Here is a 15770-nt window from a genome sequence, read left to right on the forward strand (position 1 = left end):
CCTAATAAGATGTGCTCACGAGTTTGTGGCATAGGACCATCTGTCGCTGCTACTACTAAGATTGCACCATCCATTTGTGCCGCACCGGTGATCATGTTTTTAACATAGTCCGCGTGTCCTGGGCAGTCAACGTGTGCATAGTGACGAGTTGGAGTATCGTATTCAACGTGTGAGGTGTTGATGGTGATACCACGCGCTTTTTCTTCTGGCGCGTTATCGATTTGGTCGAATGCACGAGCTGCACCACCGTAGTGTTTTGCTAATACGGTTGTGATTGCTGCTGTTAAAGTTGTTTTACCGTGGTCAACGTGGCCGATTGTACCCACGTTTACGTGCGGTTTTGTACGTTCAAATTTTTCTTTAGACATTTAAAGAGTCCCTCTAAATAGACACGGTTATCGATGGGTAAATTAAACCACATTAACCAATAAAATCATTACTATTTAATAAGGAGAGAGGAATTTGGAAGGCTGGTGCTGATAGGCGGATTTGAACCGCCGACCTCACCCTTACCAAGGGTGCGCTCTACCAACTGAGCTATATCAGCGTTTGGAGCGGGCAGCGGGAATCGAACCCGCATCATTAGCTTGGAAGGCTAAGGTAATAGCCATTATACGATGCCCGCAGTCCTAAATTCATCTGTCCCATCAGAATTCATTTAGAAAATGGTGGAGGGAGAAGGATTCGAACCTTCGAAGGCTGAGCCAACAGATTTACAGTCTGCCCCCTTTGGCCGCTCGGGAACCCCTCCACGCTAAATGAATACTTGTTTACTAAAGGATGGTGCCGACTACCGGAATCGAACTGGTGACCTACTGATTACAAGTCAGTTGCTCTACCTACTGAGCTAAGTCGGCGTGTTGTAAGCAAGTGAGGCGTATTATATGGAAAATTTTATGCCTGACAAGTTTTTTTTATGAAAAATGCGTTTTTTTTAACTATTCGTCTAATTTACAAGCAAAAAGCCACATTCTTGCTTTAAAACTCATCACTTTTAATAAAAAACGATGATCACAACTCATTTATAGGGTATATTTTGTCCAATTTTTTCACTCTAGATATAAAGCACCGTGGAAATTACCGAACAACTAACACCCTTTCTGAACTTTAGTCGTCAACAATGGGCTGAATTAAGAAAATCTGTTCCGCTAAAATTAACGGAGCAAGATCTCAAACCGCTTTTAGGTTTCAATGAAGAGCTTTCTCTTGATGAAGTGAGCACTATTTACCTGCCACTTGCACGTCTCATCAACTACTATATTGATGAAAACCTTCGTCGCCAAACCGTTTTAAATCGTTTTCTTGGTGGACAAAGCCCTAAAGTCCCTTACATCATTAGTATCGCGGGTAGTGTTGCTGTTGGGAAAAGTACATCGGCACGTATTTTGCAATCTTTGCTAACCCACTGGCCTACCGAACGAAAAGTTGATCTGATTACTACTGATGGTTTTCTTTATCCATTAGAGAAACTTAAAAAAGATGATTTGCTACAAAAAAAAGGCTTCCCTATTTCTTATGATACGGCCAAATTAATTCGTTTTTTAGCTGATATCAAATCAGGCAAGCCATCTGTAAAATCGCCTATTTACTCTCATCTGACTTACGATATTGTTCCTGATAAATTTGATATTGTTGACCAACCGGATATTTTAATTTTAGAAGGACTAAATGTTCTCCAAACAGGTTCAAATAAAGCCAATCAAACCTTCGTGTCTGATTTTGTGGATTTCTCCATTTACGTTGATGCTGACGAGAACTTACTCAAAGAATGGTACATCAAGCGATTCTTAAAATTCCGTCAAAGTGCTTTCACCAATCCGGATTCCTATTTTAAACATTATGCGAACCTCTCGGAGCAAGAAGCCATTGAAACGGCCAGCAACATTTGGGATAACATTAACGGATTGAATTTAAAACAAAACATTCTGCCGACTCGTGAGCGCGCCAATCTGATTCTTAGAAAAGGTGAAAATCATGAAGTCGAGTTAGTGAAATTAAGAAAATAAAAAAGAGCGGTCAATTTGACCGCTCTTTTTCTCACTACCTTACGACATTCTTCCATTCTCAATGCCAATCACCTGATCGCAAATAGCCATGGTAGACTGGCGGTGACTCACGAGAATAATCAATTTTTCTGCCTTCACGTTCAACAATGATTTCAAAATCATCGCTTCGTTTAAGCTATCCAAATTACTGGTTGGTTCATCAAGCAAAATAATTGGTGCATTGTGTAGGAATGCACGAGCAATACCGATACGTTGTTTTTCACCATCAGAGAGGTTGCCGCCCAATTCCGTCATTTTCGTTTGATAACCTTCTGGCAAGCTTAAAATGAAATCATGAATTGACGCTTTCTTCGCGGCTTCCATAATTTCTTCTAATGTTGCATCACGGCGTGCAAGGCGAATATTTTCCTCGATGGTTTCGTTGAAAATGTAGGTTTGCTGGGTAATGTACGCCATATTGTCACGCAAACTACGGGTGTTGATATTCGGTAAGCTTTCGCCATTAATTTTAATGCTACCCGATTTAGGGTCGTAAAAACGCATCAGCAGTTTTAACAGGGTACTTTTACCGCTGCCGCTTCTGCCATGAATACCTAAAATTTCACCCTTTTTCACAGACAAGCTAACATCCGATAAAATTTGTTCTTCACCATAAGCAAAACTTACGTTCTCAACATCAATGCGAGAAACCTCTTTCAAATCGACCGCACTTTCTACGTCTTTTAATTCGGGCTCTTCTGCTAGCAAGCTCAATACTCGCTCACCAGAAGCCAAGGTTTGTAACAAGTTGCTTGAAAGGTTACTTAACGCAATAACTGGGCCATAGCTCGACATCAATAAAATCACGCCGATTAAAAAGGCAGAAAAATCAATCTTATCTAGACTAAACAAAATTAAGCCGGTGAATAACATAATGATGTTAAACGCTGATACTGCCACTTCAGTGTAAACGCGCACTTTCGCTTCTTGGTCTTTAATACGTTCAAAAGCTGTATCGATTTTTTGGCTGCGTTGTTGGATTTCTGCTAAACGTTGTTGTGCATAGCCGAAAAGTTGAATTTCTTTCATACCACGCACGCTGTCGAGGAAGAAGTCATTCATTTCGCCTACTAATTCACGATAGCGTCTGCCATCTTCACGCGCCAATTTGGTGGTAATAATGGGTAGAATCACGCCCACTGTTAAATAAGCGGCTAATGCCACAACCACAAACCAACCTGAAAGATGTGCAAAGACCAGCAATAAAATCGCAGAAGTAAAGAACGCGATCATAATTGGTGCAATGGTGTGCGCATAAAACACTTCGAGCAATTCGATATCGTTAGTTACTAAAGACACTAATTGTCCCGCTTGTTTATCTTGCAACTTCACAAAAGCCAAACGACGTAAAGAAGAAAACACTTTATCGCGCAATAATGCCAACAATTTAAAGGCGATATAATGCCCAGACATCTGCTCTAAATAACGCAACGCACCGCGAGCCACCGCTAACACGATAAGTGCGGTCAAAATTCCAGAGAAACTTAAATGGGTGTCAAAGTTAAGAAGATTCACTAACCCCATCGCCCCAAGCACCATAATAAAGATAGCGGCAAGAAAACCGAGCGTTCCCATGGTGATAGTAAACGCCATAATATGCGCCAGTGGGGTCACTAATTTCAACAAATGCCCCATCACAACAAAACCATTTTTACGCATTTGCCACCTCTCTAATTTGTTCTAAATCTTTTTGTTGTTGGAACATTTCAGCATACGCACCTTGTTTTTCCATGAGGTCTTTATGTGTGCCTTGCTCAATCAATTTGCCTTGTTCAAGCACATTAATGCAGTCGGCATTCACGGCATTGGCCAATCGGTGGGAAATCATCACAATGGTTTTTTGTTGTTTAAATTGCTGAATGAACTGCAAAATAATTTCTTCGCTTTCCACATCAATATTACTGGTCGCTTCATCAAAAATATAAAGTTCGGCATTGTGTAATAAAGCACGCGCTAAAGCTAAACGTTGAATTTGACCGCCAGATAAATTCGCGCCGCGGCTTAATAGCGGCATATCTAATCCACCATTATCTCGTACGAATTGCGCCAGATTGACTTGTTCTAAACACGCATAAATTTGTTCATCTGTAGCATCGATTTTCGCCATCTTCATGTTTTCACGCAGCGTACCTTTAAACACATAACTGCTATGGCTAACCAATGAGACTTTTTCATAAAACGAATGACGATCAATCTCTTGAATTTCTTGACCGTTGAATAGAATTTTGCCTTGTTGCGCTTGATTAAAGCCCATTAGCAATGAAACCAAGGTTGATTTACCACAACCACTTTTACCCACAAATACCGTAAGCTGATTTGGTAAGATGCTTAAATCCAAACCAACAATCGCAGGTTTTTCTTCACTATAAGAAAAATATAGCTCTTGGATATCCACCTGAATAGCATTTTTCGCCGCAAAATCGACCGCTTGCGTTTGGGTTTCAACTGGCGTATCTAACAACGTAAAGATCTTATCGGATGCCGCTTTACCATTCATCGCCACATGGAAGAAAGAACCCAATAAACGAAGTGGAATAAAGAATTCAGAAGAAAGCAAAATAAACAAAATCACACCTAATACGGTTAATTGATTAGCTTGGAATTGCAATAAAGCCGTTAAAATCCCGATTGCCGCACCACCGTAAGCAAGTAAATCCATCAGTGATACCGAGTTAAGCTGCATGGTAAGCACTTTCATGGTAATTTTGCGGAAATGTTCCGCTTCTTCATCCATTGCTTTCGCTTTATAAGCATCATCTTGATAGATTTTCAGCGTAATTAAACCCTGTAGGTTATCTAAGAAACTGCTTCCTAAACCCACATAAATGGACCAATATTTTGCTAAGAGTTTTTTCGCAATTTTATTCACTGCAATGATCGACATAGGAATCAGCGGCACGCAAATCAGCAAAATCACGGCTGTTTTAAAGCTGAAAAAGATCAGAAAAGCGAAGAGTGTGAGCGGGGCAAGCAAGCTATAAAAAAGCTGAGGCAAATAACGCCCAAAGTAGATTTCAAGTTGTTCCACACCTTCTGAAGCCACTTGAATAATGCTTGAAGTAGATTGTTGATTCACTTGGTTAAGCGGCATTGAAGCCAATTTGCGATAGATGAGGCTACGCAGCTCATGTTTGACTTTCGTACTGGCAAAATAAGAGGCCTGCACCGATTTTTTACCTGCAAAGGCGCGCAACGCCAAAGCAGCAATTAAAACGATCCCCAAAATGACCGCACTTATTGGCCCCAATTCATTAAAATAAGCCGCCTGTAAAATATAAGAGAACACGACGGCACTAATAATCCCACCAATTAACGCTACCCAATTCCATAACACCGTGATGCCAATCCATTTTTTACTGTCGGCTACCGTGTTAATTAGGCGTTTATCTATCATCATAATGATTGCTCCTAAAAACAAAAAAGAAGTACGCACATTACTATGCGTACTTTGCTACCAATCTAACAACCAAAAAACGAGTCTATTTCGTATTATTGTCTTTAAGCGATATAAGTCGTAAAAATTATAGTCAAGAATATAAACAAATAATAGATCTAATTGAAAATTATTTTTATTTATATTCCAGATAAAAAAATACCGCACTTGGTTTCCCTAAGTGCGGTTATTTTTAGTGATATTTTTGAGTGTTAGACTAAACGTCTAGATTTGCTCTCAACGCATTCATTTCAATGAATTCACGACGAGGCTCAACTTCATCACCCATCAATGTGGTGAAGAGTTGATCTGCAGCGACAGCATCTTTTATTGATACTTTTAACATACGGCGAGCATTTGGATCCATAGTGGTTTCCCAAAGTTGCTCAGCGTTCATTTCACCTAACCCTTTGTAACGCTGGATTTCTAAACCACGGCGAGATTCTTTCATCAACCATTCAACAGCTTGTTCAAATGACTGAACAGGTTGCGTTTTTTCACCACGAGTAACATAAGCGCCCTCTTCTAGTAAGCCATTCACTTGCTGACCGAAGGCGGTAATCTTCGCAAACTCATTGCCCGTTACAAAATCAAAGTTGATGAAGTAATCGGTATCAATACCGTGTTTACGAACGGTAATGACGGCTTCATATACTTGGCGTTCGCTGTTAAATTGCGTTCTTGCTGAATATAAATGTGCTTCTGTTTCTTTTTCAGTTAAGTAGGCAACAAAAGCATTCGCCCAATTTTCGACCGCACTTTCACTACGCATTAACTCAACGATTAATTGTGGTTGGTAAACCAAACCTTGCAATAATGGCTCTGGATAATAACGACTTAAGCGAGTAATTAATTTCTGAACATTGTTATATTCACTCACTAATTTCTCAAACACTAAATCATTCATTGCTGGCGCATTAGCACTGATGTGCAATGCTGCGCCATCAAGTGCAAGCATTAATTCATATTGCACCATTTCGTCGTTATCTTTGATGTAACGCTCTTGCTTACCTTTTTTCACTTTATAAAGTGGCGGCTGAGCAATATACACGTAACCACGCTCAATTAATTCCGGCATTTGACGATAGAAGAAGGTCAACAATAACGTACGAATGTGTGAACCATCCACGTCCGCATCGGTCATGATAATGATGTGGTGGTAACGTAATTTATCTGGATTATATTCATCGCGGCCAATACCACAGCCTAGCGCTGTAATTAATGTGCCCACTTCTTGAGAAGAAAGCATTTTGTCAAAACGTGCTTTTTCAACGTTAAGAATTTTACCTTTTAATGGCAGAATTGCTTGGGTTTTACGATCACGACCTGATTTTGCCGACCCCCCCGCAGAATCCCCCTCCACGAGGTAAAGTTCTGAAAGTGCTGGATCTTTTTCTTGGCAGTCCGCTAATTTACCCGGAAGGCCCGCAATATCTAATGCACCTTTACGACGGGTCATTTCGCGGGCTTTACGAGCCGCTTCACGCGCACGTGCAGCTGTAATAATTTGATTTACAATGATTTTTGCATCCGCTGGATTTTCTAATAAATATTCCTGCATACGCTCATTCATGGCAGATTCAACCGCACTTTTCACTTCAGAAGACACTAATTTGTCTTTTGTTTGTGAAGAGAATTTAGGATCGGGCACTTTCACTGAGATAATCGCTACCAAACCTTCACGCGCGTCGTCACCTGATGTGCTCACTTTCTCTTTTTTCAGTAACCCTTCGCTTTCCATATAGTTATTTAAGCTACGGGTTAATGCGCCACGGAAACCGGCTAAGTGAGTACCACCATCACGTTGTGGAATGTTATTAGTAAAGCAATAAACGTTTTCGTTTACGCCATCATTCCATTGCAATGCGACTTCCACACCAATACCGTCTTTTTCAGCTGAAAAATAGAATGGTTTTGGGTGAATTGGATTTTTATTTTTATTTAAATATTCAACGAACGCTTGAATACCACCTTCGTAATGGAAGTGATCTTCTGTGCCATCACGTTTATCGATTAAACGAATTGATACACCAGAGTTTAAGAATGAAAGCTCACGTAAGCGTTTTGCTAAAATTTTGTAATCGAAAGTTGTAATTGCAAAGATTTCTGGACTTGGCCAGAAACGCACCGTTGTACCCGTCGTTTGAGTTTCACCGATAATAGTTAAAGGCCCTTGAGGCTCACCCAAGTGATAGAATTGCTCGTACACATGACCTTGGCGACGAATAGTTAATTGCAATTTATCAGAAAGTGCATTTACTACCGAAACACCCACTCCGTGCAAGCCACCTGATACTTTATAAGAGTTATCATCGAATTTACCGCCCGCATGAAGCACGGTCATAATAACTTCTGCCGCAGAAACCCCTTCCTCTGGGTGGATATCTACTGGAATACCACGGCCGTCATCTTGCACGGAAACAGAATTGTCATCATGAATAGTAACGATAATATCGGAACAATAGCCAGCAAGTGCTTCATCGATCGCGTTATCCACTACCTCAAACACCATATGGTGTAGGCCTGTTCCATCATCGGTATCCCCAATATACATGCCCGGACGTTTCCGAACCGCATCAAGCCCTTTTAAGACTTTAATACTTGATGCACCATAAGCATTTTCTGTAACCGGTGTTTCTGACATAGTTTTTCTCTATTTTGTAATGAAAATTGTGCGGAATTATAGCAAAAAACTGACTATTTTGCGAAATAAAAGTGCGGTCAAAATTTTCGGTGTTAAAAAAATAAAATTACATAGCATATAAAACAAAAAGACGAGTTTATTATTTAAACTCGTCTTTTTTATTACATTAACACTTATTTCCAAATATGGTTATTTAACCCGAGTTCTTTCACCATATCTGTAAAGCCTTTGATACTCGAAATATAATCACGAATCGTATTGTCTTCTAACAATGACTTTTCAAAGGACGGTTCAAAACTATTCTTTCCTAAATTAAGTGCAATAATCACTTCTCGGTTACGAAGTACCATCGAAATAGGGCAATTAAATTTCTCTTTCAATCCACAAAAACGTTCCATTAACTTAGGCGATAAAGCATATCTGGCTAAGATTTGATCTTCAGTAAACACATCAAAGTAACGATTAAAAGACGGATTATCCATCAAGGCAATTTCACCTTCTTTTCTTAAACCTGCTTCTTTCTTATCACAAACATAAACCCAATGAGCCAGCTCTTTAGGAAAAGTGGCTTTAAATAAAATGCCTTGGAAATTCTGAGCACCTAATGCTTTAACGGATTTCTCTTTCAAAGACATGTTAAATGCTGAAAAATCACAGATTTCAACTTCAGTTTGATTAAACTCACCAAAGATTAAATCCTCACTACGGAATGTCGCGGGACCACTATTATAAACGGAGAGGAAATCACTAATATTCAGTCCTCTATCTGCGCTAAAGTGGAAACCAAATTCCTGGACAATCGTATTAATCACGCGCGTTTTAAATTCTGCGATAAAACGCTTATATTTAAAAAATAAATGACGAAAAGAATAAATGAGCACACCAAGGATTAAAGCTGTACTTAATATATACCCATTCCCTATCGTTCCAATGAGGAAAAATAACCCAACGCATAGCATAATAATCCATTTATTGATGAGGGATTTTATGGCTAAACGTTCCTCATCTAACTTTTCTAATCCCAGAAAACGAATCCCTTCAATCTCTTTTGGTGTATTCATGGTTTTTCCACTTATTGTTTAAATAAATTACCCACATTAGGGACTTCAGCTTCATTTTGAGGAATATCGAAAAATGTTCCTTTCTGGAAATTAAACAAATTTGCAATTAAATTTGACGGGAACATTTCCACTGCATTGTTATACTCTTCAACTGCTGAATTATAAGTACGTCTTGCTGCAGAGATTTGCTCTTCCACATCACTAAGTGTGGTCTGAATTTGCAAAAGATTTTGATTGGCTTTGAGATCCGGATAATTTTCTAGACGAACCTGTAAATTACGTAATAAACCCGAAATCTCATTATTGAGTTGGAATTTCTCACTTGTAGAATGGGCTGATTTAGCACTTTCACGTAACGTCACAATACGCTCAAGCAGGCTATGCTCATGCGACATATATTCCTTTGCGGTGGCGACAAGGTTTGGCAACAAATCATAACGACGCTTTAACTGAACATCCACACTGGCTTCAACACTACTCACCTGATTACGTTTTCTAATCAGTTTGTTATACATTGAAATAGTGAAAGCTAAACCGAGAAGGACAATACCCACAACTATATTCATCATTGTTTCTCCATAGAAAATTTTCCCTACTCAGTATAGGGAAAAGCACAATAAAATCTATTCACTTAGACAATATTTTGTTGATAAAAATCAATAAAACCAAGAATTTAGTTTTATCCATCTTCCCCATTCACATCAGCCAGAAGTGCGGTCAATATTCACGAAATTTTTCTGAGCCCAAATCCTTACTTTATTATTATGATTTAGTGTACAAAAAATGGACTCCAAGTGAATGTGGCGCAAATAAATAACAATCATTCTCAATAACCAAGTAAAAACAATCACTTACCCACTTATTTTGTAAGGAAAATAAGGGTATTTTTGATTACGATCAAATAAATTTCCCGCATCAAGGCATATCATAGTTAGATTAACCATACAAGTAACGTGCCAATTGGAGTGATTATATGCAACGAAGTGATGGATTATTTTCTGCTTTAGCAGAAGTTTCCCGTCGGGATTTTATGAAGTTATGTACCGCGCTTGCGGCGACTATGGGGTTAAGTTCAAAAGCGGGTGCAGAAATGACCGCTGCTTTAACCGAACCTAAACGTCCACCAGTATTATGGATTGGTGCGCAAGAATGTACGGGTTGTACTGAATCCTTGCTACGCGCCACCCACCCAACAGTAGAAAACTTGGTATTGGAAATGATTTCCTTAGAATACCACGAAACCCTTTCTGCAGCCTTCGGGGAACAAGCTGAAGATAACAAACACAATGCAATTAAACAGTATTATGGAAAATATGTTTTAGTCGTAGATGGATCTATTCCGGTGAAAGACGGCGGCGTCTATTGTATGGTAGCAGGTAAACCGATTGTAGAACACATCCAAGAGGCCGCTAAAGGGGCGGCCGCGATTATTGCGATCGGTTCTTGTGCGGCATGGGGGGGCGTACCTTCTAGCGGTGGTAACCCAACTGGCGCAAGCAGCTTATCTGAAGTCTTACCAAAAGGCACGCCAGTAATCAATATTCCTGGCTGTCCACCAAATCCACACAACTTCCTTGCAACTGTCGCTTATATTCTTACTTATAAGAAACTACCTGCAATGGACAAATTAAATCGTCCATTATTCGCTTACGATCGCTTAATTCACGAAAACTGCTATCGTCGTCCGCACTTCGATGCAGGTCGCTTCGCTAAAGAATACGGTGATTACGGTCACCGCAACGGTTGGTGTTTATATCATCTTGGTTGTAAAGGGCCAGAAACTTACGGCAACTGCTCTACCTTAGAATTCTGCGATGTCGGCGGTAATAACTGGCCGGTCGGTATCGGGCACCCTTGCTATGGTTGTAACGAAAAAGGTGTCGGCTTTACCAAAGGTATTTTCCAATTAGCAGGCGTAGAAAATCCAACACCACGCGTTGAAAAACCAGACGTCAACAACACCGAGGGTTCAGGTGCAACCATGACAGCTATTGGTTTATTAGGTGGTGCAGCTGCAATCCTAGCAGGCGTGAGTGTTGTGACCTTACGCGAATTAAGCGCTCAACATAAAGCTCGTTCTGAAGCTGCTAAAGCTGCAGAGAAAGAAGAACATACAGGTAAATAATAATGGATAGACGAAAATTTCTAAAAGCGGGTATGCTTGGCGGAATCGCATCTACTTTGCCTGTATCAAATGTGCAGGCATCGGAAGCGGTTGAGCCTATTCCCGGTGCACTAGGAATGCTTTATGACTCTACCCTTTGTGTAGGTTGTCAGGCATGCGTGGCTGAATGTCAAAACGTGAACCACACACCCGTGAATCCAAAAGGTGATCAAACTTGGTCAAATAACGACAAACTCACACCATTTACTCGTAACGTGATTCAAGTATGGAGTGATGGTGACGGCACAAATAAAGACAAAACAGAAAACGGCTATGCTTACGTGAAAAAACAATGTATGCATTGCGTTGACCCAAACTGTGTTGCGGTTTGCCCGGTTCAAGCGCTTACCAAAGATCCAAAAACGGGTATTGTAAAATATGATCCCGATATTTGTACTGGTTGCCGTTATTGCATGGTGGGTTGTCCTTTTGATGTACCAAAATACGACTATGACAATCCATTCGGTGAAATCAGCAAATGTGAACTCTGTAACCAAAAAGGCGTTGAACGCTTAGACAAAGGTGAATTACCTGGTTGCTGTCATGTTTGTCCGACTGGTGCCATTATTTTTGGTACACGTGAAGAATTATTGGCAGAAGCGAAACGTCGTCTAAGCTTATTACGTGGTACCGAATATGATTACCCACGTCAACACGTTAATAGTACAGATAAATACCGTGCTACCGTGCCGGCATATCAATATCACATCTACGGTGAAAAAGAAGGTGGTGGTACACAGGTACTCGCCTTAAGTGGTGTGCCTTTTGCTAACCTTGGTTTACCGGACTTAGATGAAGTCGCAACAGGTTCTCGTGCGGCGCATTTACAACACTTCTTGTATCGCGGTTTAGCATTGCCATTAGTTGCACTTGCCGGTTTAACCTTTATGACTTACAAAAATATGCATGGCGATAAAATCGCTGAGCGTATCGCAGCACAAAAAGAAGCCATGCGTCAGGCACGCAAGGAAATCGAAGAAGCGGAGGATGAGCATCATGAGTAATCCACGTCCGGTAGGCGGTCGCCTTGTTTCTGCCGCAATTCTCTTTTTTGCACCACTTGCCGTGCTTTGCGTTTTATTAATTTTAAAACGTTTAGTTTTTGGTATTGGTTCCGTGACCGCACTTAATGGCGGTTATCCTTGGGGTTTATGGATTGCCTTTGACTTACTTGTCGGTACAGGATTTGCCTGTGGCGGTTGGGCACTCGCTTGGACCGTGTATATTTTCAATAAAGGGAAATATCACGCTCTTGTTCGCCCAGCATTGCTTGCAAGTTTATTCGGCTATTCCCTTGGTGGTTTATCTATCACCATTGATATGGGGCGTTATTGGCATTTGCCGTATTTCTACATTCCAGGCCAGTTCAACACGAACTCTGTTCTATTTGAAACAGCATTTTGTATGACGGTGTATATCATCGTAGTGACCCTAGAATTTGCCCCTGTATGGCTTGGTTTCTTCGGCTTGAAAAAATGGTTTAATAAACTGAATAAAATCATGTTTTTCATTATTGCCTTGGGTGCCTTGTTACCAATGATGCACCAATCTTCAATGGGTTCCTTGATGATTGTAGCTGGTCACAAAGTCCATCCGGTATGGCAAAGCTATGAAGCGCTACCAATTCTCTCCTTGCTGACAGCTTTCATTATGGGCTTCTCTATTGTGATTTTTGAGGGTTCTTTAGTTAAAGCAGGTCTTGCAGGAAAAACACCAGATGAACGTCATTTATTTACTCAATTGGCACGCGTTACCGCAGGATTAATTTTCTGTTTCTTAGCTGTGCGTTTTGGTGAGTTGATTTATCACGACAAACTGCAAATGGTTGTGGGCTTCGATAAATTAACTAAATTTGAAGCATGGATGTTCTGGATGGAAGTCTGGTTGATGGTATTACCGTTACTTACCCTCTTCCTCGGGGAGAAAAAATCAGATTCCCGTTGGTTATTTATTTCGGCATTAAGCATGTTACTCGGTGCAGCATTATGGCGTATGAACTACTCGCTTATCATGTATAATCCGGGCAACGGCTATCAATATTTCCCATCTGCGGAAGAATTGCTTATTTCAATTGGTTTCGTTTCCATTGAAGTATGTGCCTATATTTTAATCATTCGTTTATTCCCTGTATTACCGGTATTTAAAGAAAAACATACCGAAGACTCAGAAAAAATTATTGCCGAAAAAGCGGCATTCAGCAAAAAAGTTAGCGGAGCAGAATAATGTCAGAAAAAAAACGTATCTCAATTGACCCAATTACCCGTATTGAGGGTCATTTACGTATTGATTGCGAAATTGAAAACGGTGTTGTCACCAATGCTTGGTCTTCTGGTACCATGTGGCGCGGTATGGAAAATATCGTAAAAGGTGCCGATCCACGTGATGCATGGATGATTATGCAACGTATTTGTGGCGTATGTACCACTGTACACGCAATTATCAGCGTACGTGCTGTAGAAGATGCTATCGGCGCTAAAGTCCCCGTCAATGCACAGTATATTCGTAACATGATTCTTGCTGCCCACAGCATTCACGACCATATCGTGCATTTCTATCAACTCTCCGCAATGGACTGGGTGGATATCACCGCTGCACTAAAAGCTGATCCTGAAAAAGCGGCAGATATGCTAAAAGGTGTCTCTACATGGTCATTAAACAGTGCTAACGAATTCCGCAACGTACAGAAAAAAATCCAAGCATTAGTGGATAGCGGACAACTTGGTATTTTCGCTAACGGTTACTTCGGTCATGCAGCAATGAAACTTCCACCAGAAGTAAACCTCATTGCCGTCGCGCACTATTTGCAAGCCCTTGAATGTCAACGTGATGCTAACCGCGTGGTGGCATTACTTGGTAGTAAAACACCACATATTCAAAACTTGGCGATTGGTGGCGTAGCAAACCCAATTAACTTAGATTCCCAAGCAGTACTAAACCAAGAACGTCTCATGTTCGTGAAAGCTTGTATCGACCGCTTAACTGACTTCATCAACCAAGTGTATAAAGTAGATGCGGCAGTATTTGCGGCTTACTATCCTGAATGGTTAAGTCTTGGTAAAACATCAGGCAACTACTTATCTGTACCTGAATACCCAATTGATGCAGATAACTCTAAATTCATGTTAAAAGGTGGTTATATCGAAAACGGCGATTTATCGACTTTCCGTGCAATCGACCAACAAAAAGATGAGTTCGTTGTAAAAGGCATTAAAGAGAGTGGTAAACACGCTTGGTACGAAGATGATGAGCCATTAGAACCTTGGGCTGGCTTAACTCGTCCGAAATATACCGGCTGGCAAGATGATGGTAAATACTCTTGGGTAAAAGCACCAACCTTCTACGGTAAAGTTGTCGAAGTGGGTCCTCTCGCCTATTTAATGTGTGGTTTGGCTGCGAATGACACGCCAACTGTCAACCACTTCAATGAATTAAAAGGCATTTATGAAAAATTGACTGGTAACACGTTAACTACCGATCAATTACATTCTACCCTTGGACGTATTATCGGTCGTACCGTGCATTGCTGTGCGATCAACGACATTTTAAGCGCTCAATGGCAAATGCTCATTGATAATATCGCTAAAGGTGATATGACGGCGTATATCAAAACAGATATTCCAGCAAGCGGTGAATTCCGTGGTGTTGGTTTCGGTGAGGTACCACGTGGTATGCTTTCTCACTGGGTTGTCATCAAAGACGGTCGCATTGAAAACTACCAAGCCGTTGTACCATCTACATGGAATGCGGGTCCGCGTAATGAACAAGACCAAATGGGTCCTTATGAGCTTTCCATTATTGGTACACCGGTGGCTGACCCAACTAAACCGTTAGAAGTGGTCAGAACCATTCACTCTTTTGACCCTTGTATGTCCTGTGCTGTGCACGTAGTTAATACCGAAAACGGCGAAGTGACTGAAGTGAAGGTGTTGTAATGAAGCCGTTAATTCTTGGCGTCGGCAATATTTTGTTAAGTGATGAAGGTGTCGGTGTGCGTGTTGTGCAGGAGCTTGAAAAACGCCCTGAAATTCAACCGCACTTTGACATCATCGATGGTGGTACTTGTGGCATGGAATTACTGGATGCGATGGCAAATCGCGAGCATTTGATTATTGTCGATGCCGTGCTTGCTAACAAACAACCAGGTGAGATTATCGTGTTGCATGACGAGCAAGTGCCAACCTTTTTCTCTCGCAAAATTTCGCCACACCAACTCGGCATTTGTGATGTACTTTCTGCAATGAAATTAACGGACGAATTTCCAAAACACCTTTGCCTCATCGGTATCCAACCAGAATCGCTAGAATCTGGCATTGGTTTGACGGAAACAATACAAAACGTGTTGCCAAAGGTTTTTGAAACGTTAAATCAAGTCATTAAGGAATACGGCTTAAATCTAGATTCCCCTCTTTAGAAAAGAGGGGCT

Annotated in this window: 12 protein-coding genes and 4 tRNA genes; 6 read left to right on the plus strand and 10 right to left on the minus strand. The window is 40.8% G+C overall.

Going from position 1 to position 15770, the window contains the following annotated elements:
* The 5 genes from HMPREF3020_RS00005 to HMPREF3020_RS00025 form a co-directional block, all read right to left on the minus strand.
* Positions 1-368: GTP-binding protein (locus tag HMPREF3020_RS00005; protein WP_180363106.1), on the minus strand; the 368-nt coding region annotated here is incomplete at its 3' end.
* Positions 369-471: 103 nt separating this feature from the next.
* Positions 472-547: transfer RNA gene (locus tag HMPREF3020_RS00010), tRNA-Thr, on the minus strand.
* A gap of 3 nt (positions 548-550) precedes the next feature.
* Positions 551-625: transfer RNA gene (locus tag HMPREF3020_RS00015), tRNA-Gly, on the minus strand.
* A gap of 41 nt (positions 626-666) precedes the next feature.
* Positions 667-751, minus strand: a tRNA-Tyr gene (locus HMPREF3020_RS00020).
* A 30-nt stretch (positions 752-781) separates the two neighbouring features.
* Positions 782-857: transfer RNA gene (locus HMPREF3020_RS00025), tRNA-Thr, on the minus strand.
* Positions 858-1070: 213 nt separating this feature from the next.
* On the opposite strand from HMPREF3020_RS00025, the gene coaA reads away from it, so the two are divergent.
* The gene (coaA, locus tag HMPREF3020_RS00030) at positions 1071-2006 is read left to right on the plus strand and encodes a type I pantothenate kinase (protein WP_005695046.1); all 936 of its coding nucleotides are present in this window, start codon (positions 1071-1073) and stop codon (positions 2004-2006) included.
* Between the two features lie 39 nt (positions 2007-2045).
* Here the strand turns inward: coaA and cydC are convergent, their stop codons facing one another.
* The 5 genes from cydC to HMPREF3020_RS00055 all read right to left on the minus strand — a co-directional run bounded on the left by cydC (position 2046) and on the right by HMPREF3020_RS00055 (position 9752).
* The gene (cydC, locus tag HMPREF3020_RS00035) at positions 2046-3704 is read right to left on the minus strand and encodes a thiol reductant ABC exporter subunit CydC (protein ID WP_070775111.1); all 1659 of its coding nucleotides are present in this window, start codon (positions 3702-3704) and stop codon (positions 2046-2048) included.
* Positions 3697-5442: an ABC transporter ATP-binding protein/permease gene (locus tag HMPREF3020_RS00040; RefSeq protein ID WP_070775112.1), complete on the minus strand. Its 1746-nt coding sequence runs from the start codon at positions 5440-5442 to the stop codon at positions 3697-3699. Before HMPREF3020_RS00040 ends, cydC begins: the two co-directional genes overlap by 8 nt.
* A gap of 253 nt (positions 5443-5695) precedes the next feature.
* The gene (gene gyrB, locus HMPREF3020_RS00045; RefSeq protein WP_070775113.1) at positions 5696-8122 is read right to left on the minus strand and encodes a DNA topoisomerase (ATP-hydrolyzing) subunit B; all 2427 of its coding nucleotides are present in this window, start codon (positions 8120-8122) and stop codon (positions 5696-5698) included.
* A gap of 173 nt (positions 8123-8295) precedes the next feature.
* Positions 8296-9183 (minus strand): DUF3137 domain-containing protein, encoded by an 888-nt coding sequence (locus HMPREF3020_RS00050; RefSeq protein WP_049381968.1) that lies wholly within the window; start codon positions 9181-9183, stop codon positions 8296-8298.
* An 11-nt stretch (positions 9184-9194) separates the two neighbouring features.
* Positions 9195-9752, minus strand: coding sequence for a LemA family protein (locus tag HMPREF3020_RS00055; RefSeq protein WP_239657530.1), 558 nt, complete (start codon positions 9750-9752; stop codon positions 9195-9197).
* 404 nt (positions 9753-10156) lie between these two features.
* Here HMPREF3020_RS00055 and hybO point away from each other — a divergent pair, with 404 nt between their 5' ends.
* The 5 genes from hybO to HMPREF3020_RS00080 are packed head-to-tail and all read left to right on the plus strand — an operon-like array spanning position 10157 to position 15758.
* Positions 10157-11308 carry a hydrogenase 2 small subunit gene (hybO, locus tag HMPREF3020_RS00060; protein ID WP_070775114.1) on the plus strand — a complete coding sequence of 384 codons (1152 nt, stop codon included), beginning with the start codon at positions 10157-10159 and terminating at the stop codon, positions 11306-11308.
* A gap of 2 nt (positions 11309-11310) precedes the next feature.
* Complete coding sequence (gene hybA / locus HMPREF3020_RS00065; RefSeq protein WP_049383968.1) at positions 11311-12351, plus strand: hydrogenase 2 operon protein HybA; 1041 nt, start codon at positions 11311-11313, stop codon at positions 12349-12351.
* On the plus strand, positions 12344-13570 hold the full coding sequence (gene hybB / locus HMPREF3020_RS00070) for a Ni/Fe-hydrogenase cytochrome b subunit (protein WP_005695037.1): 1227 nt from the start codon (positions 12344-12346) through the stop codon (positions 13568-13570). The genes hybA and hybB overlap by 8 nt, the downstream gene beginning before the upstream one ends.
* Complete coding sequence (gene hybC / locus HMPREF3020_RS00075) at positions 13570-15279, plus strand: hydrogenase 2 large subunit (protein ID WP_049365051.1); 1710 nt, start codon at positions 13570-13572, stop codon at positions 15277-15279. The genes hybB and hybC overlap by 1 nt, the downstream gene beginning before the upstream one ends.
* Positions 15279-15758, plus strand: a complete 480-nt coding sequence (locus tag HMPREF3020_RS00080) for a HyaD/HybD family hydrogenase maturation endopeptidase (protein ID WP_070775115.1) — start codon at positions 15279-15281, stop codon at positions 15756-15758. Before hybC ends, HMPREF3020_RS00080 begins: the two co-directional genes overlap by 1 nt.
* Positions 15759-15770: the final 12 nt, after the last annotated feature.

Source organism: Haemophilus sp. HMSC068C11 (assembly GCF_001815355.1).
GTDB lineage: Bacteria > Pseudomonadota > Gammaproteobacteria > Enterobacterales > Pasteurellaceae > Haemophilus_D.

Excerpts from the sequence above, each read along its gene's own strand:
- HMPREF3020_RS00050 (WP_049381968.1), bottom strand. The coding sequence starts at position 9,183 with ATGAATACACCAAAAGAGATTGAAGGGATTCGTTTTCTGGGATTAGAA.
- gyrB (WP_070775113.1), bottom strand. The coding sequence starts at position 8,122 with ATGTCAGAAACACCGGTTACAGAAAATGCTTATGGTGCATCAAGTATT.
- HMPREF3020_RS00080 (WP_070775115.1), top strand. The coding sequence starts at position 15,279 with ATGAAGCCGTTAATTCTTGGCGTCGGCAATATTTTGTTAAGTGATGAA.
- hybC (WP_049365051.1), top strand. The coding sequence starts at position 13,570 with ATGTCAGAAAAAAAACGTATCTCAATTGACCCAATTACCCGTATTGAG.
- HMPREF3020_RS00040 (WP_070775112.1), bottom strand. The coding sequence starts at position 5,442 with ATGATGATAGATAAACGCCTAATTAACACGGTAGCCGACAGTAAAAAA.
- hybB (WP_005695037.1), top strand. The coding sequence starts at position 12,344 with ATGAGTAATCCACGTCCGGTAGGCGGTCGCCTTGTTTCTGCCGCAATT.
- hybO (WP_070775114.1), top strand. The coding sequence starts at position 10,157 with ATGCAACGAAGTGATGGATTATTTTCTGCTTTAGCAGAAGTTTCCCGT.
- HMPREF3020_RS00055 (WP_239657530.1), bottom strand. The coding sequence starts at position 9,752 with ATGATGAATATAGTTGTGGGTATTGTCCTTCTCGGTTTAGCTTTCACT.
- hybA (WP_049383968.1), top strand. The coding sequence starts at position 11,311 with ATGGATAGACGAAAATTTCTAAAAGCGGGTATGCTTGGCGGAATCGCA.
- cydC (WP_070775111.1), bottom strand. The coding sequence starts at position 3,704 with ATGCGTAAAAATGGTTTTGTTGTGATGGGGCATTTGTTGAAATTAGTG.